This window comes from Nocardiopsis coralliicola, assembly GCF_054779695.1.
Genome location: NZ_BAAGXT010000018.1, coordinates 30131 through 52457, shown reverse-complemented (window position 1 = coordinate 52457; position 22327 = coordinate 30131). Strand labels below are relative to the sequence as shown.

Below are 22327 nucleotides of genomic sequence, written 5' to 3'. Positions count from 1 at the left end.
AACCGGGCCGCGAATGATGCGGCACCGCCCCGGGCGTGACAAGGCTACCGGGGCTGCGGACGCGATCCTTCCGCGCGGGGCGATTGTTTCCGCGACCGTTCCCCTGCCGCCGCTCGGGCGCCGCACCGGCCGGGCAGCGCAGCGGGCGCGGCACGGCAGCCCGTTCCCGGCCGGGCCCGGCAACCTCGTAGATTCGTCGGTGGCGGCCCGGAGCGGGCCGACCGGGCACCGCGCCCGGCCTTCCACCGAGAGAGGTGCGCGATGCCGCACGTGACGGCGGCGGTCCTCGCCGGGGGCGTCGGGGCCCGGATGGGCGGCCCCCTGCCCAAGCAGCTGCTCCCGCTGGCGGGGCGGCCGGTGCTGGCGCACTCCCTCGCCGCGTTCGAGGCCGCGCCCGAGGTCGACGAGATCGTCCTCGTCATGGCGCCGGGGCACCGCCCGGCGGCCGAGCGGATCGCCGCCGAGCAGGGGTGCTCGAAGGTGACCGCGGTACTGGAAGGCGGCGAGACGCGCACCGGCAGCTCGGTGGCGGCACTGTCCGCGGTCGCCGACCGGGGCGACGGCGACCTGCTGCTGATCCACGACGCAGTGCGCCCGCTGGTGCACGCCGGCACCGTGCGGGCCGTGGTGGCGGCGCTGGACGCCGACGGGGCGGCCGGGGTGGGCGTGCCCGCCTCCGACACGGTCGTCCATGTCGAGCAGTGCGGCGACGGCACCGAGGCCATCACCGCGGTCCCCGACCGGACCCTGCTGCGCCGCATGCAGACCCCGCAGGGCTTCCGGCTGGGCGTGCTGCGCCGCGCCTACGCACGCGCTCTGCAGGACCCGGAGCTGGTCGCCACCGACGACTGCGGCATCGTGCTGCGCTACCTGCCGGGCGAGCGGGTGGCGCTGGTGCGCGGAACGGAGGACAACATCAAGATCACCCACCCGGGGGACATCGAGGTCGCCGAGGCGCTGCTGTCCCAGCGGAAGGCCCTGCAGTGAGCGCGGCGCAGCCGGTCGCGCCGGCGCTGTCCCCGGTCGAGGTCATCGGGCACCGCGGATTGGGCCGCGGCACGGCCGGCGGGTTCCGGGAGAACACCGTCGGGTCCTACCGGGCCGCGCTCGGCGCCGGCGCGGACCGGGTCGAGATCGACGTCCGCCGCACCGCCGACGGCGCGCTGGTGCTGCACCACGATGCGGCGCTGGCGGACGGCCGGCCGATCATCGAGCTGACCGCCGCCGAATGCCGCGCGCGCGGGCTGGCCGGCCTCGACGAGGCGCTGGACGCGCTGCCGGCGGACGCCGCGCTGGACGTCGACGTGAAGACGGTCATGGAGGACGCGGTCGACGCTGCGGCGGACACCACGATGGGACTGCTCACACCGGTGCTGCTGCGCGAGGCGGAGCGGCGCAGCCTGTTCGTCTGCTCGTTCGACCCCTCCGTGCTGCTCCACGTGCAGCGCGCAGCACCGCAGGTGCCCACGGCGTGGATGCCCTATGTGCGCAACCCGCTCGACCAGGCGGTGGCGGGTGCGGCCGGAATGGGCTGCCCGCTGGTGGCGATCGACGCGCGCTCGTTCGGCCGCACCGGGGATGCTCCGCGGCCCGGGCGGCGCAGCCCGGAGGCGACCGTGGACATCGCGCACCGGGCCGGCCTCCAGGTGCTGTGCTGGTGCCCGGACCCGGTCGACGCGGTGCGGTTCGCCGCCGCCGGGGTGGACGCCGTCGTGGTGGACGACGTCCCCGGGACGGTCGCCGCGCTGCGCGGCGGCGGGAGCGCGGCCGCACCGGACGCCGCCTCCGCCGATCCGGACCCGGCCGGCGGGAGCGGCAGCGCACACGGTGGGGGCGGCACAGCGTCCGGTTGACGCGCAGAGCCGTGCCCCGGGGCGGTGCGCGCCCCGGGCGCGGATACGCGGTGGGCCGCACGCAGCAGGGCCGTACGGAGCCGCCAGGGGGTGGCGGCGTCGCGACCGTGCCGCCCTTCCGGCCCGGTCGTCCAAGGCGTGTGGCAGCGTTCGCCGCGCGCGGTGCGGCCAGGCGCAGCCGGCACACGGCCGGCGAGGGGGCGGGGCGGGACCCCGCTCCTCCTGCCCGCCTCCCCGGCTGAGGGGGCACGCGAGGGGCGTGCCGGGGCGGTGCGCAGCAGGGCAGCCGCCCACCCGCACGCTCTGGGTCAGTTGCGGGATTCCGCGCGGCGGGCGCGCGCGGTGCGGGAGTCGGCGCCCAGGCTCGGCGGGCTGGTGATGAAGCCGGCGCCCCACGCCATGTGCATCGTGGCCAGCGCCACCGGGACGAAGGCGCGGCCGCTCAGACCCAGCCCCTTGCCGAGCGGCAGCGTCGCCGCGGTGACGGCCGCCAGGTAGCCGGCCGGCACCAGCCAGAACGGCCACCAGTAGAACCCGCCGGCCAGGCCGACCGCGATGCCGGCCAGGGCGGCCGGCGGCGCCAGGTAGCGCAGGTTGATGGTGCCCGGGTGCTGGCGGGATACGACCCGCCGCCACCGGCCGTAGTGGAAGTACTGCTTGGCGAGCTTGCCCACGGTGGGCCGCGGCCGGTAGGAGACCCGCATGCGCGGCTCGAACCACACGGTTCCGCCCGATTCGCGGATGCGGTGGTTCATCTCCCAGTCCTGGGCGCGCAGGAAGGCTTCGTCGTAGCCGCCGACGCGCTCCAGCGCGGTGCGGCGGAACACGCCCAGATAGACGGTGTCGGCGGGACCGCCCTCGCCCCCGGTGTGGAAGCGGGCGTTGCCGACCCCGATCTTGGAGGTCATCGCGGCGGCGACCGCGCGCTCCCACGGCGTCTCGCCTTCGGCCGCCATGATCCCGCCGACGTTGTCCGCGCCGGAGGACTGCAGCGTCTCCACGGCCACCCGCAGGTAGTCCCCGGGCATCATGGCGTGGCCGTCGATGCGGGCCACGATCGGATGCGAGGAGGCGCCGATCGCGGCGTTGAGGCCGGACGGGGTGCGGCCGGTCGGGTTGTCGACGACGACCACCCGCGGGTCCGCTGCGGCGATACCGTCGGCGACTTCCCGGGTGCGGTCGGCCGAGGGCCCCACACCGAGCACCACTTCGAGCTCGCCCGGATAGTCCTGGGCGAGGACGTGGCGCACCGCGGCCTCGAGGTGGCGCTCCTCATTGAGGACGGGCATGACGACGGATACGGCCGGCCAGGTCACAGGACTTCCCACGGATCGCACGGGTCGGATTTCCGTCGTTACGGTACTGCACCGCGCGACGGTCCCGGCACTCCGTGCGGGGCCGGGGTGCGGAACCGTGCGGGCCCGCCGGGGCGTCCGAAACAGCCGGCGCCGAGTGAACCCGGCGGAGCGCGGGCAGGACTGCCGGAGCCGCGCGGCGCCGGCGGACGGTACGACAACACGCCGGTGCCCGCGCGGCCGACGGTTCGGTGGATCGGATGACAACCTGGGAATCGGGAGCCAGGGGTCATCAGGGGGCTGGAGGACACCCAGTGGGCGAGCGCAGCGGTGACGACGGGCAGGAGGCGTTCCGTCGGGTTCGCTCTTCGCCGACGCCTCCCGAGGACGGCGGGCGGCGCGGCCCGGTGCCGCCGCCGGGCCCGGTGCGGCGGCGGCGGTTCGCACTGCTGCTGGCCGGGACGATGTCGGTGCTGGTGCTGCTGGCATCCGGCACCGCGTGGGCGATCACCGGATGGGTGTCCGGGCAGATGAGCCGGTTCGACGTGTTCGGCACCCTCGGCGACCGGCCGGACGCCGGGCCGACCGGCGCACTCAACTTCCTCGTCATCGGCTCTGACTCGCGCGAGGGCATGGACGGTGCGGCACAGAGCGACCTGGGCGTCGGCAGCGCGGAGGGGCGCCGGTCGGACACGATGATGCTGGTGCACCTCAACGAGCAGCGGGACGCACTCACGGTGGTCGGCATCCCGCGCGACTCGTGGGTGGACGTGCCCGGCGAGGGCAAGGACAAGATCAACGCCGCCTACGCCTACGGCGGCCCGCAGCTGGCGGTCGAGACCGTCGAGGCATCCACCAGCGTGCGCATCGACCACTACGTGGAGATCGACTTCGGCGGGTTCGTGGACGTGGTGGACGCGCTCGGCGGGATCGAGGTGTGCCTGCCCGAGGCGATCTCGGATGAGAAGGCCAAGCTCGACATGTCCGCCGGCACGCACACGGTGGACGGCAGCGAGGCGCTGGCGTTCGCCCGCACCCGCCAGACGGAGGGCGGCGACCTGGACCGGATCGACCGGCAGCAGCAGGTCATCGCGGCGCTGCTGGAGTCGGCGATGAGCAGTGACACGCTGTCCGACCCGGACCGGTTCGCGACGTTCCTGGAGACGGCGCTGGGCACGGTGACCGTGGACGAAGGTCTGGACACCGCCACCATCAACGAGCTCGGCGGGCAGCTGCGCTCGATCGGGCTGGACGACGTCACGTTCACGACGGTGCCGATCGAGGACCCGGCCTACACCACGCCGCGCGGCGACTCGGCCGTGCTGTGGGACCGCCCGGAAGCGGCCGGCCTGTTCCAGCGGATCACCAAGGACCAGCCGCTGGAGGGCGGCGCCGGCGACGGGGAGAAGGCTGACGGCGAAGGCGGCGGGAGCAGTCAGCCGCCGGCGCCGGGCGAGGTGACGGTCCAGGTGTTCAACGGCATCGGGACGCCGGGGATCGGGGGTGAGGCCGCCGCCGGCCTCACCGACCAGGGCTTCGACGTGCCGGGCCAGGCGCAGAACTGGAGCAGCCGGGACGTGGAGACGACGATCGTGCGCCACGCCCCCAATGAGGAGGCGGCGGCGAAACTGGTCGCCCGCACCCTGCCCGGCGCCGAGCTGGAGGAGGACGACACCCTCCGCAACGAAGTCCAGGTGGTCCTCGGATTCGACTTCACCGCCGTCGAACCGCTGCCCGCCAGCGTGCGCGAGGCCCCCGCCTCCCCGTCCGATCCGGAATCCGGCCCGGGCCAGGAGGCCAAGACGGCGCGCGACAACGTCTGCTCCTAGGGCGGGTCCACGGTCGGTGCCCGCGGCGGACGGCGCCCTGGCGCCGGCTCGGCGGAACCGGGCGGGGCCGCCGTCCCCCTCGCCTTCCGGCTGAGGGGGGACTCCGCAGGGGGCGCCGGGGGGGGGCAGCGCAGTGGGGCGCCGGCAGGCAGCCGGGCCCGCTCCGGCCCGCCGGTATCGGCCCAGGGCGGGACGCGGCCGCAGCTGGTTCAGCGATTCCCGGCAACGATCTAGGGTGGCGTCATGGCGCTGCTTTCCGAGGGAGACCGTCCCCGCCAGGTGGTGGAGGCGCTGCGGCTGCTCCACGCCCAGGGCGTCATCGATGGCGTGGAGATCGAACGCAACGGTGCGCGCCCCTACGCTGTCAAACTCGTGTCAGGCATTGTCCGGATGAACGAGGACGAGGCGGCGATGTTCGCTCTGGGAGCCGCCGTCGGCGCGTTCGGCGGCGCCGCCAAGGACGCGCGGTAGGCCCCGCTGGCGCGGCACGAGGAAGGAGGCACGCATGGTCCGCCATCTCTTCGGCCTGCTGGCAGGGGTCGTCTTCGCGCCGCTGGCCTGGTTCGGCGCCGGGTGGGCGATGTCGGCGCTGGGTGAGCACACCTCGGCGACCGGGATCGACACCGCGGCAGGCTCGGTGCAGCTGGGGACGCTGATGGCGGTGGGGATCGCCGGCGGTGTCGCGGCCGGAGCCCGCGTCTCGCCGATGGCGCCGCTGGTGTCGGGCGTGCTGCTGCTGGGCTATGGCGTGTGGGCGATCAGCGCTCCGGACAGCATCCCCTCCTGGATCCCCGACGGGTCCCCGCCGCATCCCGCCGGCCCCGCCCTGCCCGCCGGCCTGCTGCTCGGGACGCTCTTCTTCGTCGCGGCCATGGCGCCGTCCCGGTGGCGCACGCCGACGCGGCCGGAGGCCGCTCCGCCGCCCCCGCCCCCGGCCCCGCCGGTTCCCGCACCCGCGCCGGAACCGGAACCGGAGCCCGCCGCTGCGCCCGAGCCGGCTTTCGGCGGCGAGCGGCCCCTCGACCCCGACCGCACCACCACCCCGTTTTCCCGCGACCCCGGCGGCGGCTGGAGCAAGGGCGCCGCCGGCCCCACCTCGCACGAGACCCGCGAGTTCCGCCGCTGACCGCCCCAGCGGTGTCCGCCGCAGCGCGGCGGCACCGCCGCCGGCCCGCCGCAGCCGCCGGGCGGACGGCCCGGAAGCGGGCGGGGAACCCGGCTGCGGCCGGGTTCGGCCAGAACGGAGCGTATGGGGCCGATGGGACGGTCGTGGACGGCGCGCCGGGGCGCCACGGGCCAGGTCACTGGCCCCGCGGACGCCGCCGATCTACCGTGGGCTGCACAGCGGTCCACCGAGAGGCGGGGTTGTCCGATGTCCACCACCGCGCGGCACGTCGCAGGGTTCGTCACCGGGCTCGCCGCGGTCCCGGCCGTCACGCTCGGGATCGCCTGGGCGCCCGGCTGGGTCGAGGCCGCCGGCGCCGACCGCCTGCTGGCCGGCGCACCAGGATGGACCGGGCCGCTCGCCGCAGCCGCGCTGGTCGGCATCCTGCTCGGCATTCTCATGGGGTCGCGCATCTCGCCGCTGGCGGCGCTCGTGCCCGGGCTGGCCGTCGGCGCGGTGGGGGTGCTGGACATGATCGGTGCGCACGGCGCGGTGCCGGCCGCTGCCGCGCTCGCCGAACCTCCCGGCGGGGCCGCCCCGTGGTTCGCGTGGGGGCCGGCGCTCACCGCGGTCGGCGCCGCGCTCACCATGTCGGCCCTCTTCCCGAGCCGGTGGCGCTCGCTCGACCTGCCGCTGGAGGGCTACGCCGGTCTCGTCGACCAACGGGACGACTGGGAGGACGGCGTCCAGAACGTGCGCGTCGCACAGCAGCGCAGCGCCGCCGACGACCAACTGTGGGATTCCACCGCCCCGCCGCCCCCGCTGCGCGGCGACGCCCGCTGAGGGACGCTCCCGGCACCCCACCGCTCCCCGCCACGGCACCGCGCGGCCAGCGCCGGCGCTGGTCAGAACGCTTCGCCGGCGCTGCTCGGCCCCGGCACACCCCGCCTGTCCTGCGCCGGAGGCGCGCGACCGGGGCCTCGGCTGTGCCGCATGTGCACGGCGGTACCCTTGGTCCGGCCTCGCACCCGGCAGGCCGCCGCACCCGCCGACATCGGACCGCTGCGTGGGTTCGCCACCCGGTCCATCCGGGGAACGCTCCTTAGTGAACGGCTCGGTCCGAGGGGTGGGCATCGGAGGACTGCTCCGGATCAGTTGAAAGGACGGACCAGTGGCGCGCAGCAAGATCACCGTGATCGGCACCGGCTATCTCGGCGCCACGCACGCCGCGTGCATGGCGGAGCTCGGCTTCGAGGTGCTCGGCGTCGACGTCGACCCGGCCAAGATCGAAACCCTCTCGGCCGGCCGCGTCCCGTTCTACGAACCCGGCCTCGAAGAGGTGCTGGCCCGCAACATCGAGGCCGGCCGCCTCCGCTTTACCGCCGACTACGACGAGGCCGCCGAATTCGGCGACATCCACTTCATCTGCGTCGGCACCCCCCAGCGCGACGACTCCGGCGCCGCCGACCTCACCTACGTCAAGGCCGCCGTGGAGTCCCTCGGCCCGCGGCTGCGCCGCCCCGCCGTCGTCATCGGCAAATCGACCGTCCCGGTCGGCACCGCAGCCGTGCTCGCCGCCCGCCTGCGCGCCATCGCCCCGGCCGGCGACAGCGTCGAACTCGGCTGGAGCCCCGAGTTCCTCCGCGAAGGCTTCGGCGTCACCGACACCCTGCACCCCAACCGCATCGTGATCGGCACCGACTCCCCCCGGGTCGAAGACGCCATGCGCGAAGTCTCCGCACCCCAGATCGCCGAAGGCGTGCCCTTCCTCGTCACCGACCTGCAGACGGCCGAGCTGGTGAAGATCTCCGCCAACGCCTTCCTCGCCACCAAGATCTCCTTCATCAACGCGATGGCCGAGGTCAGCGAGGCGGCCGGCGCCGACGTGATGCGGCTCGCCGAGGCGCTCTCCTACGACGACCGGATCGGCGGCAAGTTCCTCGGCCCGGGCCTCGGCTTCGGCGGCGGCTGCCTGCCCAAGGACATCCGCGCGTTCATGGCGCGCGCCGACGAGCTGGGCGTCGAGCCGGCGCTGTCCTTCCTGCGCGAGGTCGACGCGATCAACCAGCGCCGCCGCGCCCGCACCGTCGACATCGCCCGCGAGCTCATCGGCGGCGGCTTCGCCGGCCGCACGGTCGGCGTGCTCGGTGCGGCGTTCAAGCCCAACTCCGACGACATCCGCGACTCGCCGGCGCTGGACGTGGCCTCCACCATCGCGTCCCTGGGCGCCCGGGTCACCGTCTATGACCCGGAGGCGCTGGAGCGGGCGCAGCGCGAGCACGTGGAGCTGCACTACGCGCACTCGATGCTGGAGGCGGTACGCGACGCCGACGTCGTGCTGCTGCTCACCGAGTGGACCGAGTTCCGCGACGCCGACCCCGACGAGCTCGCCAAGGTCGTCCGCCAGCAGCGCATCGTGGACGGGCGCAACGTGCTCGACCCGGAGCACTGGCGCTCGCACGGCTGGACCTACCGCGCCCTCGGCCGGCCCTAGGGCACCGGGGCGGCGTGCTCAGAGCGCAGCGGTGCTCTGCTGCCTCCCGCCGGATCCGGCATGCCGCGCCATGCGCAGAACGCCGGATTTGCGGGGATGTACACCGCGGATGGTCCACAATGGCCGCATGGAGACTGACCCCGTGATCGATCCCGGGCTGCGGGACAACGAGATCCGGCGCGTGCTGTCGGAGACCGAGGTGTGGGCGGTGGTCGGCCTGGGCGCCAACCCGGACCGGCCCGCCTACGGCGTGGCGCGCTTCCTGCAGTCGGTGGGCAAGCGCATCGTCCCGGTCCACCCGTCTGCCGCGGTGGTCCACGGCGAGCAGGGCTACGCCTCGCTCGCCGAGATCCCGTTCCGCGTCGACGTGGTCGACGTGTTCCGCCGCTCCGACCAGGCCGGCGAGAGCGCTGACGCGGCGCTGCTCCGCGACGACGTGAGCGCCGTCTGGTTCCAGCTCGGCGTGGTCGACGAGGCCGCGGCCGCGCGGGTCCGCGCGGCGGGCCGCACCATGGTCATGGACCGCTGCCCGGCGATCGAGTGGCCGCGCATCATGGGCTCCGCGCAGGACTGACCGGCCGGTCGCGGCCGCCCCCCCCCCCCCCCCGCGGCACAGCAGGAGCGCCCCCGGGGTACCGGGCGCCCGCACCGGACGCACCCCCCGCGGGTGGCGGTGGGCGCGCGGGGTAGGGCTGGAGCATGCGACTCTCCAGAAAGGGCTCCGCACCGGACGGCCCCCCGGCCGGCGGCAGCGGCGCCGCATCCCCGTCCCCCGCCACCGACGACCGCGCCGCGGGCCGGGCGGCGTTCGCCCAAGAGCAGGGTTGGACCTTCGCCGCCTCGGACCAGCGCGCACTGCTGGGCTGGCCGCGCACGGCGCTGCCGCCGGGGCCGCTCGGCCGGGTGCGCAACGCGGTCTCCGGCTTCCACGGCGGCCGGCCGTTCACGATCTTCGACTACGTCACCGGGACCGCGCCGCCGCTGGCGGTGTACACGGTGGGGCTCCCGCGCCGGCTGCCCTACCTGTACGTGCAGGACCACGACGCGCTGCGGGCCGAGGCCCGCGACCGCGACTACGCGGTCGCCCTACTCGCCGACCCGGTGGTCGGCCAGGCCCGCGAGCACGCCCTCACCGATCTCATCGTCGACGGCGACCGGATCATCACGACGGGAGCCGACGGCTCGCCCAGCGCCCTGGTCGCCCGCCTGCACGCCCTCACCGAACTCGTCTCTCTCATCCCGGACGAGGTCTGGTCCGAGTGGGGCGAGAACCCCTGACCCGCCCCTCGCCGCTCCGGAAGGACCGGGGTTGTACCTATCGAATGTCGTTGCTATCGTTTTTCGATAACATCGATATTCGATAGGTAGGGCGCGATGCCCCCGCCCCGCACCCGCTGGCTCAGCGCGCTGCACTTCGCCGCCTCGTCCGTCTCTGCCGTCCTGGTTTTCACCGTTGCGATACTCGCCGCCACCATGGCTGCCGCCGCCCTCGGTGTGCACCTCCCGCTCTTCCAGGTCACCGTCGAGGCCGTCCCGGACACCGTTGCGGACGCACTGCCGCCCGGCGTCGAGCCGGGAACCACCGAGCTGTACCTCACCGACCCCTCCACCGCCGACTACCTGGTCAGGGGAGGCGCATCGCTAATCGGGGCGGGGTTCTCCCTCGCGTGCGCGCTGCTGCTCACCCGCGCTCTCGGCGCCGCCAAGACCGAGCCGTTCAGCCTGCTGGTCGCCCGGCGGCTGCGTGCGGCGGGGATGCTGGCGGTCCTGGGCGGCCTCGCTTCGGCGCTGGCCGACGCCGTCGCCGGCGCGGTCCTGCTCGCAGCCTCCCCGGTCGGCGGATTCGCGCTGGCCTATACGGTGCCGTTGGGCGTGCTCGCCTTCGGCGCCGGCATGCTCGCCGCGGCCGAGATCATCCGGCGCGGCGCCGCGATGCGCGCCGACCTCGAAGGGACGGTGTGATGGCGGATGAGGCCGAGGGCAGCACCGACAGCGCCGACGGCATCACCATCCACCTCGACGCGCTGCTCGCCGAGCGCGGGATGAGCCTCGCCGAGCTGTCCCGGCGGGTCGGTGTCACGCCGGTCAACCTATCGGTACTGAAGAACGGGCGGGCCAGGGCGATCCGCTTCTCCACCCTGGCCCGGCTGTGCGCGGCGCTGGAGTGCACCCCGGGCGACCTGATCGGCTACCGGGCGGAGAACCCGACCTCCGGGCTGCCTTCGGAGACCTGACGACGCAGCCGCTCGCCCTTGGCCTGGGCGAGGCGCTTGAGCTCGGACTGGAAGTCGGCCATCCGGGCGCGGAGCGCGGGGTCGTTCGCGGCGAGCATCCGGATGGCGAGCAGGCCCGCGTTGCGGGCCGCACCGACGGCGACGGTGGCGACCGGGACGCCGGCCGGCATCTGCACGATCGACAGCAGCGAGTCCATCCCGTCCAGGTGCTTGAGCGGCACGGGCACTCCGATCACCGGCAGCGGAGTCACCGAGGCGAGCATGCCGGGCAGGTGCGCGGCGCCGCCGGCGCCGGCGATGATGGCCTGCAGGCCGCGGTCGGCCGCCTCGGACCCGTAGGCGATCATCTCGTGCGGCATCCGGTGCGCGGAGACCACGTCGGCCTCGAACGGGACGTCGAACTCCTCCAGCGCCGCGGCGGCTTCGCGCATCACGGGCCAGTCGGAGTCGCTGCCCATCACGATGCCGACGGTCGGCTCGGTAGCGGTCACGAATCGTCTCCCTTGAGATAGGCCGCCGCGTCCCGTGCGCGGGCGAGCAGGTCGTCGCGGTCGTCGCCGAGCACGGTGACGTGCCCGATCTTGCGGCCCGGGCGCACCTGCTTGCCGTAGAAGTGCACCTTCAGGCCGGGGTCCTTCGCCATGACGTGGTTGAACCGGCGAAACAGGTCGGGGTCGCTGCCGCCGAGCAGGTTCGCCATCACCGTGACCGGGGCGGCGGTCTCCGGCGCCCCCAGCGGCAGGTCCAGCACGGCCCGCAGGTGCTGCTCGAACTGCGAGGTGCGGGCGCCCTCGATCGTCCAGTGGCCGGAGTTGTGCGGGCGCATTGCGAGCTCGTTGACGACGATGCCGTCCGCGGTCTGGAACAGCTCCACCGCGAGCAGGCCGACCACGCCGAGGGAGTGCGCGAGCTCGATCGCCAGCTCCTGGGCGGCGATGGCGGTGTCCGGGTCGAGGCCGGGCGCCGGGGCGATCACCTCGCGGCACACCCCGCCGCGCTGCACCGTCTCCACCACCGGGTAGACGGCGGCCTGGCCGTAGGGCGAGCGGGCGACCTGCACGGCGAGCTCGCGGACGAAGTCCACCTTCTCCTCGGCGAGCAGCCGGACGCCGGCCTCGGTGGCGCCGCGGACCACGTCGGCGGCGTCGTCCGGGCCGTCCACGACCCAGACGCCCTTGCCGTCGTAGCCGCCGCTCGCCGCCTTCAGCACCAGCGGCCAGCCGGCCTCCTCGGCGAACGCGGCGATCTCGGCGGGGCCGGCGACGGCGCGCCAGCGCGGCGCGGGCAGGCCGAGCTCGGCGCCTCGGGTCCGCATGGCGAGCTTGTCCTGGGCGTGCAGCAGCGCGTCGGCGCCGGGGCGCACCCTCGCCCCGTCGGCCTCCAGCCGGCGCAGGACCTCCTGGGGCACGTGCTCGTGGTCGAAGGTGACGATGTCGACGCCGGCCGCGAACGCCGCCACGTCGTCCATCCCGCGGTCGCTGCCGAGGACGGTGCGGCCGACGACGCGCGCCGCGCTCTCCGCCGGGTCCCCGGCGAGCACCGCGAGGTCGACGCCGAGCGCGATCGCCGCCTGCTGGGTCATCCGGGCCAGCTGGCCGCCGCCGACCATACCCACCCGGGGCACTCCGCCGATCCGCTCCACCGCCGGCGCCTGCGCCCGTGCTGCCTGTGCTTCTGCTGCCGCCACTGCTGCTTCTCCGCCTCACCGCCGGTGGTCATTCCGGAAGAAGTCTAGGACCTGCGCCGGACCGGCCCCGGCCCAAGGGCGGCTTCGCTGCCCGGGCCGGCGTGCCGCCCCTGGCCTGCAGGGACCTGCGGTTCAGCGCCGCCCGCGCGGCCGGCCGGAAACCGGTGCAGCGCCGGGCGCCCGGCCGGCCCGCCGCCGGGGCAGGCTACAGTCGGAGGCGCCCATCGACCGCCGCTCCCGGGAGGCCGCCGTGCGCCGGTTCCTCGCCCGCCGCCCGCGGCTCGCCGCGCTGGCCGCCGAGGTCGGCAAGTTCGGCTCGGTCGGCGGCGCCGCCTACATCGTCCAGCTGGGGTTGACCAACCTGCTCTGGGCCCAGGGCAGCGGCGCGCTGCTGGGCCAGGTGGTCGGCACGGCCTGCTCGATCGCCGTCGCGTTCCTCGGCAACCGGTTCTGGACGTTCAAGCACCGGGCGCGGACCGGCTACGGCCGCGAGACGGCGCTGTTCCTCGCGATGAACGGCGTCGGCATGCTCATCCAGGTCAGCTGCCTCGGGTTCACGCTGTACGTGCTCGGCCTAGACGGCACGCTGGCGCGCAACATCTCCGGCAACGTCGTCGGCGTCGGCCTGGGCACCCTCTTCCGGTTCTTCTCCTACCGCACCTGGGTCTTCCCCGAGGAGCACCGCACCGGGAAGCGCCGACCGGAGCCTCCCGGGCGGGCCGGGCAGACCGGGCTGGTCGCCCCCCTTCCCCGGCCCGCAGAGGACGCCGACCGGACCGGCGCCTGACCGCGCCGCAGCCTCCCTGCACCGCCTCCGGGGCACCGGGCCCCAGCACAGGCACCGCTCCGCCGCGGGCGCAGTTTCGGCCGGCTCCGCCCCCGCCGTCCGCCGCACACCGGTTCGCCGGGAATTCCCGGGGTGTGTCGGTTGCCTCCGGGCCCGAGGTTCCCGGGCTTCCTTTCCCAGCAGCAAAACGATTGCCAATTCCCGGCAAAAACAGTGGCGACTCGCGGCGATCTTTGAATAATGTCGCATTCATCCCCGCACCAATTCGTCACGACCCGCCCCGCCGCGGCGCGCATAATAGGGAAAACCTCCCTCCGGGATTTACGATCAACTGCATGACCTGCGTTTTGCTGGCCGAAGACGACGCCTCGATCTACGAGCCGCTCGCGCGCGCCCTGCGTCGCGAGGGATATACGGTGGACGTGACCGTCAACGGCACCGACACCATCGACCGGGCGCGCGCCGGAGACATCGACTTGATGGTCCTCGACCTCGGACTGCCGGAAATGGACGGTTTGGAGGTGGCCCGCCGACTGCGCGCCGAAGGGCACATCACCCCCATTCTGATCCTCACGGCGCGCGCGGACGAGGTCGACACCGTCGTCGGCCTCGACGCCGGCGCCGACGACTATGTGACAAAACCGTTCCGACTCGCGGAGCTGCTGGCCCGGGTGCGGGCACTGCTGCGCCGCGGGGGCGGCGAGGTGCCGGTCGTGCACGGGGTGCGGATCGACAACGACTCGCGGCGGGCCTGGCTGGGCGACCGGGAGCTCCAGCTCACGACGAAGGAGTTCGACCTGCTCCGGGTGCTGGTGCGCGACGCCGGCAAGGTGGTCACCCGCGAGCAGATCATGCGGGAGGTCTGGGACACCAACTGGTGGGGGTCGACGAAGACCCTGGACATGCACATCTCCTGGCTGCGCCGCAAGCTGGGCGACGACGCCAACCAGCCCTCCTACATCACGACCGTGCGCGGCGTGGGGTTCCGGTTCGAACGCGACTGACCCCGTCCGCGCCGGCCCCGTGCCGCACGGCGCGGGGCTGCCGCTACGAGGGGTGCAATGCGCAGGAGGATGCTGTTCTCGACGCTGGTCGTGACCGTGATCGCGGTCCTGCTGCTCGGGCTGCCCCTGGGCGCGCTGGTGTACGGGAACGCCTATGACGAGGCCGAGCGGTCGCTGACCGACGAGGCCGAGGTCATCGCCGCGGAGGCAGACGACCAGTTCAACCGGTCCGGCTCGGTGAGCCCGGAGTGGTTCGCGGACCGCTATCCGGGCCGGCTGATCGAGATCACCCCGCCGGACGCGGACCAGCCGGTCCGCGTCGGCGGCTGGGACTACGACCCCGACGCCGACGAGCCCCGGCCGGCGGTGCGGGCGGAGGCCGACTCCCCCGACGGCGCGCACGTGCAGGTCTGGCGCAGTTCGGCGGAGGTCCGGGAGGGCGTGCTGAACGCCTGGCTCGGCATCGCCTCGCTCTCCCTGCTGGCCGTCGGCGTGGCCGTGGTGCTCGCCATCCTGCAGGCGCGCCGCCTCACCCTCCCGCTGGTGGACCTCGCCGCGACGGCCGAGCGGCTCGGCTCGGGCGTCGCCACCCCGTGGGGGCACCGGTACGGCATCCCGGAGGCCGACCGGGTCGCCGAGGTGCTCGACCGGAGCGCGGAGCGCATCGCGGGCCTGATCGCCACCGAGCGGCACTTCGCCACCGACGCCTCGCACCAGCTGCGCACCCCGCTCACCGCGCTGACCATGCGGCTGGAGGAGATCGTCGCCGAGTCCGGCGACCCCGAGGTGGTGCGCACCGAGGGCGAGGCGGCGCTCGACCAGGCCGAGCGGCTCGCCAAGACGGTGGAGAGCCTGCTGGGCCGAGCCCGAAAGAGCCAGAACCCCGAGGTGGAGCAGGTCCAGGTGGACCGGATCCTGGAGCGGTTCGTCGAGGACTGGGCGCCCATGTTCGAGCAGCGCGGCCGCGCCCTCACCCTGACCGGGGCCAAAGGCCTGACCGCGATGACAGTCCCGACCGACCTGGTGCAGATCCTCGCGGTGCTGGTGGAGAACGCCTCGGCGCACGGCGACGGCACGGTGCGCATCAGCGTCGCCGACGGCGGCGGCTCGGTCCGGATCGAGGTGAGCGACGAGGGCACCGGCGTCCCCGACCACCTGGTGGGCCGCATCTTCGATCGAGAGGTGAGCGGTTCCGACGGCACCGGCCTCGGCCTGTCCCTCGCCCGGCACATCGCCGAGTCGCAGGGGGCCCGGGTGGAGCTGGTGCAGCCCCGCCCCACCGTGTTCGCGGTGTTCCTGCCGGTCGGCGGGGAAGCCCTCGGCAAGGTGAGCGGGCCGGTCTGAGCAGGTCCGGGCTGAGCGGTCCGTCCCGAGGCGACCGCTCGGCGCCCGCCCCGCCGGCGGAGGCGCCCTGAGCGCGCCGCGCTCGGCAGACCTCCCGATGCCCGGTCCGGCCGCTCCGAGCACGGCCGCCGGAACCGGGAGCACCCGTGTCCGGCGCCCGGCCGCCGGAGGCGCCCGCTCCCCCGCGGCCGGCCGTCAGCCGGCCGGCCGTCAGCGGGCCGGGGCGACCGGCTCCGCGGCGGCGAGTGCCGCGGCCTCGTCTCCGATGGTCGTCTCCGGGCCGTGCCCCGGGCGCACCGCGGTCTGCGACGGCAGCGCGGCCAGGGCCCGCAGCCCTTCCGACTCCTCCGCCTCCGCGCGGCCGCGCAGCAGCGTGTCGCCGGTGTAGACGGCGGCCTGCGCGGGCACCGACAGGCAGACCGAGCCGGGCGTGTGCCCCGGAGTGTGCAGGACCTCCAGCTCGATGCCGCCCGCCTCCAGCCGCTCGCCCTGGAGCAGCGGCCCGTCGGGCTCGCGCTCCGGGAACAGCGCACTCCACAGCGCCGCGTCGGCGGGGTGCAGCAGGATCGGAGCGTCGCACAGGTCGGCGAGAGCGACCGCAGCACCGGCGTGCGCCTCGTGCGCGTGCGTGCACACGATCGCCATGAGTTCGCGGTCGCCCAGGTCGCGGGCGATCTGCTCGTGGTCCGCACCGGGGTCGACGACGATCGCCGCCGTCTCCCCGCCGACGATCCACGCCCGAGCCGTCTCGGCCATCGCGCCTCCTTCGTGTCGTGCCTGCAGCATGCCCGGCAGCGGCGGCGTCTCACCCCCGCCCGCTGCGGCGTCTCCGCAGTATCCCCCGCGGCCCGCGCCGGAGCGCGCGGGCGCGGCGGCGCGTCCGGGAACGGTGCCTCACACGGGCGCCCGGGCACCTGTGGCGGGTGGCGTCTGCCGCGAGCGGCGCGCCGGGGGCACCCGGCGCGCGGCCGAGGAGGGAGTCGGGACGCGCCCGCTCTTCCTCCTCGGCTCCCCGACTGAGGGGAACGCCGCGCGGGGCGTGCCGGGGCGATAAGCAGCAGGACAGCTGCCCGCCCGGCACGCCCCAGGGCGTGGTGGGCGGATGGCGTTCGTCGCGAGCGGTGTCGGAGGTGCACCCGCCGCAAGGCCGACGAAGGAGTCAGGGCAGGTTTTCCCTGTCGACTAAGGAGAACGCAGCGAGGGGCGTGCCGGGGCGATAAGCAGCAGGACAGGTGCTCGCCCGACGCGCCCTAGGGGCGGCCCAGCGGCTCGTAGGCGCGGCGCAGCGCGTGCGGCTGGAGGCGGCCCAGGCCGTGCGCGTGGCGCGGGCGGACGGCGGCCACCTGCAGGGCGTTCTCGCCGGCCAGCTCGCGCGCCATGTCGTCGTCCACGAGCACGGTGCCGGGGCGGGCGAACGAGGTGAGCCGGCTGGCCCGGTTGACGGTGGTGCCGTAGATGTCGCCGAGCAGCGCGAGAATCGGCCCGTAGGCCACCCCGACCCGCACGTCGGGCACCTCGATGTGGGTCTCCACGCCGTCGGCCAGCCGGAGCGCGATCTCGGCCGCCTGCCGCGGGGTGTTGGCGACGTAGAAGATCTCGTCGCCCAGGGTCTTGATGACCCGGCCGCCGCCGGAGGAGACGATGTCGGTCGCGGTGGCCTCGAACGCCTCCACCACCTCGGCCAGCTCGCCCTCGTCGAGCTCGCGGCTGAGCGTGGTGAAGGAGACCAGGTCGGCGAAGCCGACCGCCAGCGGGAAGTACGTGGGCGCCGCGTCGTCGCTGGAGTCCATGAAGGCCATCCGGCGGGCGGAGGCCGCAGCCAGCTGGCGGCGCCAGATGTGCACGAGGAGCTTCTCGACGTCGGGCAGCAGGTCGTTGGTGAGCGCGACCAGCGGGCCCAGCGCGTCCAGTCCGGCCTCCGCGCCGCCGCTGCCGGCCCCCTCCGCGTCGCTGCCGGCCGCGGAGCCGTCCGCCGCGTCGCCGTCCTCGCCGGACCGCGCGAACGCCACCGTGGACAGGATGCTGACCTGCCATTCGGCGAGCCGGGCCATGGTCTGGCCCATGGCGCGGGCGAGGCGGATGGCGGCGTCCTCGTCGAGGATGCCTTCGGTCAGCAGGTGCTGGGCGGTCGCGAGGGCCGCGACGTCGCTCTCGGTGAACGCCGCCGCGTCCTGGCTGCGGGTGGCGAAGCCCAGGGCGCGCCACACGCGGTCGGCGAATTCGACGCCGGCCCCCGATTTCTGCACGGCTTCGGCGCGCGTGTAGCGCGCCTCCCCGCCCAACAGGGCGGCTTCGATCTGCTCGGGGTCGGGACGCGCGGGCATACGTTCTCTCGTCTAAGGATGGCGGCCGGCCGCGGACGGACGACCGGATAACGGACCGAATGTGACCCGATCACACATTCATCACTGCCGGTTTAGCGGGTGGGAATACGCTCCGTCAAGATCGCAGCTCCCCTCAGTCCCCGCCGCTGCGGCGCTGCGGGCACGGCGCCGGTGCCGCCGCACCCGCCGGGAGGGGGTGTGGCTCCGTGCCCGGATCATCCGGTTCCCCCGGGCAGTTCCTGCTCGCGGCGGCGCAGATGGACGATGTCGGCCGCGCTCAGCGGGGTGGTGCTGCCGCCGGGCGCGGTGACGGAGAGCCGCCCCTCCCCGTCGATCCCGCCGGCGGTGCCCTCCAGGGTGCGGCCGCCGGGCAGCCGGGCCCGGACAGCGCGGCCGAGCGTGTCGCAGCGGTCCCGGTAGGCGGCGGCCAGACCGCTGCGCTCCGCGTCGCCGCCCGCTCCGGTCCACCGCCCGTAGAGCGCGTCGAACTCGGCGAGCAGCCCGGTGAGGAGCCGCATCCGCGACGTGCGGACGGCGCCCTCGCTCAGCAGCGACGCGGCAGTGTTCACCGGAAGTTCGCCGGCGCGCTGGGCCACGTTCATCCCGATGCCGAGGACGACGGCCGGCCCCGCAGGGCCGGCGGCACCGTCCGGCAGCGGGACGACCTCGGCGAGGATGCCGGCGAGCTTTCCGTGCCCCGCCAGGACGTCGTTGGGCCACTTGAGCGCGGCCGCCACGCCCGCCTCCGCTGCGGCGCGAACGGCGGCGACGCCCATCAGCAGCGGCAGCCATCCGAGCCGGTCGGCGGGGACCTGCGGGCGCAGCAGCAGGGACACGGTGAGCGCAGCGCCGGGCGGCGTGGTGAAGGTCCGGTCGAGCCGGCCGCGGCCGGCCGACTGGTGCTCGGTGGCGAGGACTCCCCCGATGGCGGCGCCCTCCCGGGCGCGGCGGGCCAGTTCGGTGTTGGTGGAGCCCACCTCGGGCAGCACCTCCAGCCACTCCCACGGCCCGGCGGGCCGCACCAGCGCGGCGCGGAGCGCGTCCGCATCGAGCGGTGCCAGGCCCTCGGCCCGCAGCGCCTCGGACTCCGCAGAACCGGTCGGGGGAACCGCCGCGGAGCCGCCGGCCGCGTCCGCGGACGCGGCGGCCGGCCGGCGGGCGCCACTGGGCGCGGGCTGCGGTTCCGGGGTCATCACTTCATGTATACCGCCCGCCCGCACTCCGCGGCGGCCCCTTCCACCGGGCGGGACGCAGGGCACGCCGCCGGGAACCGCCGGCGCGGGCGGTGGCGCCGACCGCGCCAACGGCTGCTCCGCGGAAGGCGCGGTACCCGGCTGCGGCCGCTCCGCCCGGCCGCCCCAGCCTCCGGCGCCTTGCCGGGCCTCCGGGCGGCCGCCGCAGGGCCGCCCGGAGGCTCGCGGCAGGACCCGGGCAGGACCCGGGCAACCGCTCCACCGCCGGCCGCCGCCGCTCAGCCGGTGTTCTGCAGGCCGGCGGCGACACCGTTGACCGACAGCAGCAGGAGCCGCTCCAGGTGGCGCTGGTCCTCGTCGGAGAGCGTGCCGGCCTCGGGGCCGCGGAGGGCCTTGAGGGCGCGCAGCTGGAGGTGGGACAGCGCATCCACGTAGGGGTTGCGCAGGTCGACGGCGCGGGACAGGACCCGGCGGTTCTCCAGCAGGCGGGTGTGGCCGGTCGCGCCGAGGACGAGGTCCCGGGTGCGGTCGTACTCGTCCAGGACGCGCGCGGTGAGGTCGGGGCGGTCACCGAGCTCCAGGTAGCGCTCGGCGATGGCGCGGTCGGTCTTGGCCAGGCTCATCTCGGCGTTGTCGAGCAGCGATGCGAACAGCGGCCATTCGGCGTAGGCGGCGCGCAGGTCGGCCATGCCGCCGTCGGCGCCGGCGACCGCGGCCAGCCCGGTGCCGAGGCCGTACCAGCCGGGCAGGTTGACCCGGGTCTGGGTCCAGGCGAACACCCACGGGATGGCGCGCAGGTCGTCCAGGCCCGTGGCCGCCGAGCGGCGCGAGGGCCGCGACCCCAGGCGCAGCTCGCCGAGCTCTTCCAGCGGGCTCACCTGGGAGAACCACTCGGCGAAGCCGGGGTCGTCGACCAGGGCGCGGTAGGCGTCGTTGGCCGCGGCCGCGATCCGGTCGGCGACGCCGCGGAACCGCTCCGAGGCGCGCTCGGCCCGGTCCTGCACCCCGTGCGTCGACGCGAGCAGGACGGCGTGGCCCACCTGCTCGACGTGGCGGTGCGCGATGGCGCGCTGGCCGTACCGGGCGAAGATGACCTCGCCCTGCTCGGTGACCTTGAACCGGTCGGCGACCGATCCGGGCGCCTGGGCGAGCAGCGCCCGCGAGGCCGGCCCGCCGCCGCGGCCCAGCGAGCCGCCGCGGCCGTGGAACAGGGTGAGCCGGACGCCGTTGCGCTCGGCCCATTCGGCGAGTCGCCCCTGCACGTCGTAGAGGCGCAGCGTGGCGCTGACCGGCCCGACGTCCTTCGCGGAGTCGCTGTAGCCGAGCATGACTTCCAGCGCGCCGCCGGTCTCCTCCCTGCGCCGGCGGACGTCGGGCAGTTCCAGCATGCCGTCCAGCACGTCGGGCGAGGCGTCGAGGTCGGCGCCGGTCTCGAACAGCGGGATGACGTCCAGCACCGGCGCACTGCCGGCCGGCAGTGCGTGCGCGGCCAGCTCGTAGACGGCGGCGACGTCGGCGGCCGAGCGGGTGAAGCTGACGATGTAGCGGCGGCAGGCGTCGACGCCGAACCGCTCCTGGATCCAGGCGATGACCCGCAGGGTGGCCAGCACCTCTTCGGTTGCCTCGGACAGCGCGCCGCCGGAGCGCACCTCCTCCAGCGCGCGGGCGTGCACCCCGCTGTGCTGGCGGACCTCCAGCTCGGCGAGGTGGAAGCCGAACGTCTCGGCCTGCCAGATGAGGTGCTGGAGCTCGCCGAACGCCTGCCTGCGGGCGCCGGCCGCCTCCAGCGAGTCCTGCACGCTCCGCAGGTCCCGCAGCAGCGCCTCGGGGCCCGGGTAGGCGAGGTCGGCGTTGCGCTCGCGGGTGGCGCGCAGCCGCGCGGCGGCGAACAGCAGCAGCTGGCGGTGCGGCTCGTTCGGGGAGCGCTTCGCGATCTCGGCCATCGTTGCGGGGTAGCCGGCCTGCGCGGCGGCCAGGGTGTCGCGCAGGTCCTCGCTGGCGGGAGTGAGGGTGGAGTAGACGGTGAGGTTGCGGGCGACCCGGCCGGCCGCGTTCTCCAGGGCGCGCAGTACGTGCTCGGACTGCACCACGATCGCCTCGCGCGTCACCTCGTGGGTGACGAACGGGTTCCCGTCCCGGTCGCCGCCGATCCAGCTGCCGTAGCGCACGAAGGGGCGGGCCAGCGGCCGGCGCGCGCCGGAGCCGGGGGCGAGCGCGTCGTCCAGCGACCGGTAGATCTCCGGCACCACCTGGAAGATCGTGTCGTCGAACGCGGCCATCGCGGTGCGGACCTCGTCGAGCGGGTCGAGCCGGGTGTAGCGCAGCTGCGAGGTGCGCCAGAGCAGGTCGACCTCTTCGGTGAGCCGGCGGCGCGCCTCCCGCTCGGCGGTGGAGTCGGGGTGGGCCGCGTGCAGCCGCTCCAGCTCCGCGCCGATGCGCAGGATCGCGGTGGAGACGGCGCGGCGGCGCGCCTCGGTGGGGTGCGCGGTCAGCACCGGGTGGAAGAGCATGCCGCCGATGCGCTCGGCGAGCCCCTCCTCGCCGGCGTCCTCGCGCACCGCCTCGACGGCCGCGGCGAGCGACTCGCGCGGCGGATGCACGGCGTCGTCGCGCTCGCGCAGCGCCCGCATCCGCTGGTGCTCCTCGGCGAGGTTGGCGAGGTGGAAGTAGACGGTGAAGGCCCGCGCCACCTGCTTGGCGCGCTCCAGCGGCCAGGATTCGACCAGCGCCGTCACCTCGGCCGGGTCGGTGGTGCCGCTGCGGGTGCCGATCACCCCGGTGCGCAGCCGCTCCACGTCGGCCAGCAGGTCTTCCCCGCCGCTCTCGGCGAGCACCTCGCCCAGGGTGCCGCCGAGCAGGCGGATGTCGCTGCGGAGCAGCTCCGGCATCTCCTGCCGGGCGCTGTCCCGCTCGGTCGCCTCGTCCACCATCCGGGTCTCCTCGCGTGGGTCGGTCCAGCTCCGGGCAGTGCCCGGTAGGTCGGCGAGCCTAGCGGAATGGTCTGGACCATTCCGGCGGCGGCATGGGCCCAGCGGCGCCTCCGGGGCACCGCTGCGGCGGGGCGGCGGCTGGGAACAGGGCCGCCCCTGTCGTCCCTTCCCGCACAGCGGCGGTTCCCCACCTCCGGCGTCCCGCAGCGCGCCGGGCCGACCGCCCTGTCCGCCCGGCCCGGCTCCGA

Annotated in this window: 21 protein-coding genes; 14 read left to right on the top strand and 7 right to left on the bottom strand. The window is 75.1% G+C overall.

The features are described from left to right. Positions 1–261 precede the first annotated feature (261 nt). Together ispD and ACYVGT_RS14850 are read left to right on the top strand one after the other, a co-directional pair. Positions 262–987 carry a 2-C-methyl-D-erythritol 4-phosphate cytidylyltransferase gene (gene ispD, locus ACYVGT_RS14855; protein WP_460858434.1) on the top strand — a complete coding sequence of 242 codons (726 nt, stop codon included), beginning with the start codon at positions 262–264 and terminating at the stop codon, positions 985–987. Next, the gene (locus tag ACYVGT_RS14850; protein ID WP_460858432.1) at positions 984–1853 is read left to right on the top strand and encodes a glycerophosphodiester phosphodiesterase; all 870 of its coding nucleotides are present in this window, start codon (positions 984–986) and stop codon (positions 1851–1853) included. Before ispD ends, ACYVGT_RS14850 begins: the two co-directional genes overlap by 4 nt. Positions 1854–2161: 308 nt before the next feature. Here the strand turns inward: ACYVGT_RS14850 and ACYVGT_RS14845 are convergent, their stop codons facing one another. Then, a complete protein-coding gene (locus ACYVGT_RS14845) occupies positions 2162–3169 on the bottom strand; it encodes a glycosyltransferase family 2 protein (protein WP_460858524.1) in 1008 nt (335 codons plus the stop codon). A 293-nt stretch (positions 3170–3462) separates the two neighbouring features. Between ACYVGT_RS14845 and ACYVGT_RS14840 the strand changes: the two genes are divergently transcribed. The 9 genes from ACYVGT_RS14840 to ACYVGT_RS14800 all read left to right on the top strand — a co-directional run bounded on the left by ACYVGT_RS14840 (position 3463) and on the right by ACYVGT_RS14800 (position 10810). Continuing rightward, complete coding sequence (locus ACYVGT_RS14840; protein ID WP_460858430.1) at positions 3463–4977, top strand: LCP family protein; 1515 nt, start codon at positions 3463–3465, stop codon at positions 4975–4977. Between the two features lie 243 nt (positions 4978–5220). Further along, positions 5221–5448: a hypothetical protein gene (locus tag ACYVGT_RS14835; protein ID WP_460858427.1), complete on the top strand. Its 228-nt coding sequence runs from the start codon at positions 5221–5223 to the stop codon at positions 5446–5448. A 34-nt stretch (positions 5449–5482) separates the two neighbouring features. Beyond that, positions 5483–6103 carry a hypothetical protein gene (locus ACYVGT_RS14830; protein ID WP_460858425.1) on the top strand — a complete coding sequence of 207 codons (621 nt, stop codon included), beginning with the start codon at positions 5483–5485 and terminating at the stop codon, positions 6101–6103. A 246-nt stretch (positions 6104–6349) separates the two neighbouring features. Then, positions 6350–6925, top strand: coding sequence for a hypothetical protein (locus tag ACYVGT_RS14825; protein ID WP_460858423.1), 576 nt, complete (start codon positions 6350–6352; stop codon positions 6923–6925). A 328-nt stretch (positions 6926–7253) separates the two neighbouring features. Further along, a complete protein-coding gene (locus ACYVGT_RS14820) occupies positions 7254–8576 on the top strand; it encodes a UDP-glucose dehydrogenase family protein (protein ID WP_460858420.1) in 1323 nt (440 codons plus the stop codon). Positions 8577–8703: 127 nt separating this feature from the next. Next, on the top strand, positions 8704–9150 hold the full coding sequence (locus ACYVGT_RS14815; protein ID WP_460858418.1) for a CoA-binding protein: 447 nt from the start codon (positions 8704–8706) through the stop codon (positions 9148–9150). Between the two features lie 125 nt (positions 9151–9275). Next, entirely contained in the window at positions 9276–9854 is a 579-nt protein-coding gene (locus tag ACYVGT_RS14810) for a hypothetical protein (RefSeq protein ID WP_460858416.1), read from the top strand. A gap of 96 nt (positions 9855–9950) precedes the next feature. Beyond that, positions 9951–10538, top strand: a complete 588-nt coding sequence (locus ACYVGT_RS14805) for a DUF2975 domain-containing protein (protein WP_460858413.1) — start codon at positions 9951–9953, stop codon at positions 10536–10538. Next, positions 10538–10810 (top strand): helix-turn-helix domain-containing protein, encoded by a 273-nt coding sequence (locus ACYVGT_RS14800; RefSeq protein ID WP_460858411.1) that lies wholly within the window; start codon positions 10538–10540, stop codon positions 10808–10810. Before ACYVGT_RS14805 ends, ACYVGT_RS14800 begins: the two co-directional genes overlap by 1 nt. Here ACYVGT_RS14800 and purE read toward each other — a convergent pair. Together purE and ACYVGT_RS14790 are read right to left on the bottom strand one after the other, a co-directional pair. Continuing rightward, entirely contained in the window at positions 10765–11268 is a 504-nt protein-coding gene (gene purE, locus ACYVGT_RS14795; RefSeq protein WP_460858522.1) for a 5-(carboxyamino)imidazole ribonucleotide mutase, read from the bottom strand. The genes ACYVGT_RS14800 and purE overlap by 46 nt on opposite strands. A 29-nt stretch (positions 11269–11297) precedes the next feature. Next, on the bottom strand, positions 11298–12452 hold the full coding sequence (locus ACYVGT_RS14790; RefSeq protein WP_460858520.1) for a 5-(carboxyamino)imidazole ribonucleotide synthase: 1155 nt from the start codon (positions 12450–12452) through the stop codon (positions 11298–11300). 295 nt (positions 12453–12747) lie between these two features. On the opposite strand from ACYVGT_RS14790, the gene ACYVGT_RS14785 reads away from it, so the two are divergent. The 3 genes from ACYVGT_RS14785 to ACYVGT_RS14775 all read left to right on the top strand — a co-directional run bounded on the left by ACYVGT_RS14785 (position 12748) and on the right by ACYVGT_RS14775 (position 15632). Further along, positions 12748–13284, top strand: a complete 537-nt coding sequence (locus tag ACYVGT_RS14785; protein WP_460858408.1) for a GtrA family protein — start codon at positions 12748–12750, stop codon at positions 13282–13284. Positions 13285–13619: 335 nt separating this feature from the next. After that, the gene (locus ACYVGT_RS14780) at positions 13620–14288 is read left to right on the top strand and encodes a response regulator transcription factor (protein ID WP_460858404.1); all 669 of its coding nucleotides are present in this window, start codon (positions 13620–13622) and stop codon (positions 14286–14288) included. 57 nt (positions 14289–14345) lie between these two features. Continuing rightward, positions 14346–15632: a sensor histidine kinase gene (locus ACYVGT_RS14775; RefSeq protein ID WP_460858401.1), complete on the top strand. Its 1287-nt coding sequence runs from the start codon at positions 14346–14348 to the stop codon at positions 15630–15632. Positions 15633–15842: 210 nt separating this feature from the next. Here the strand turns inward: ACYVGT_RS14775 and ACYVGT_RS14770 are convergent, their stop codons facing one another. The 4 genes from ACYVGT_RS14770 to ACYVGT_RS14755 all read right to left on the bottom strand — a co-directional run bounded on the left by ACYVGT_RS14770 (position 15843) and on the right by ACYVGT_RS14755 (position 22037). Beyond that, positions 15843–16388, bottom strand: a complete 546-nt coding sequence (locus ACYVGT_RS14770) for an MBL fold metallo-hydrolase (protein ID WP_460858398.1) — start codon at positions 16386–16388, stop codon at positions 15843–15845. A gap of 494 nt (positions 16389–16882) precedes the next feature. Beyond that, complete coding sequence (locus ACYVGT_RS14765) at positions 16883–17956, bottom strand: adenylate/guanylate cyclase domain-containing protein (RefSeq protein ID WP_460858394.1); 1074 nt, start codon at positions 17954–17956, stop codon at positions 16883–16885. A gap of 215 nt (positions 17957–18171) precedes the next feature. Then, positions 18172–19149 (bottom strand): biotin--[acetyl-CoA-carboxylase] ligase, encoded by a 978-nt coding sequence (locus tag ACYVGT_RS14760; RefSeq protein ID WP_460858393.1) that lies wholly within the window; start codon positions 19147–19149, stop codon positions 18172–18174. A 278-nt stretch (positions 19150–19427) separates the two neighbouring features. Next, a complete protein-coding gene (locus tag ACYVGT_RS14755; RefSeq protein ID WP_460858518.1) occupies positions 19428–22037 on the bottom strand; it encodes a phosphoenolpyruvate carboxylase in 2610 nt (869 codons plus the stop codon). Positions 22038–22327: the final 290 nt, after the last annotated feature.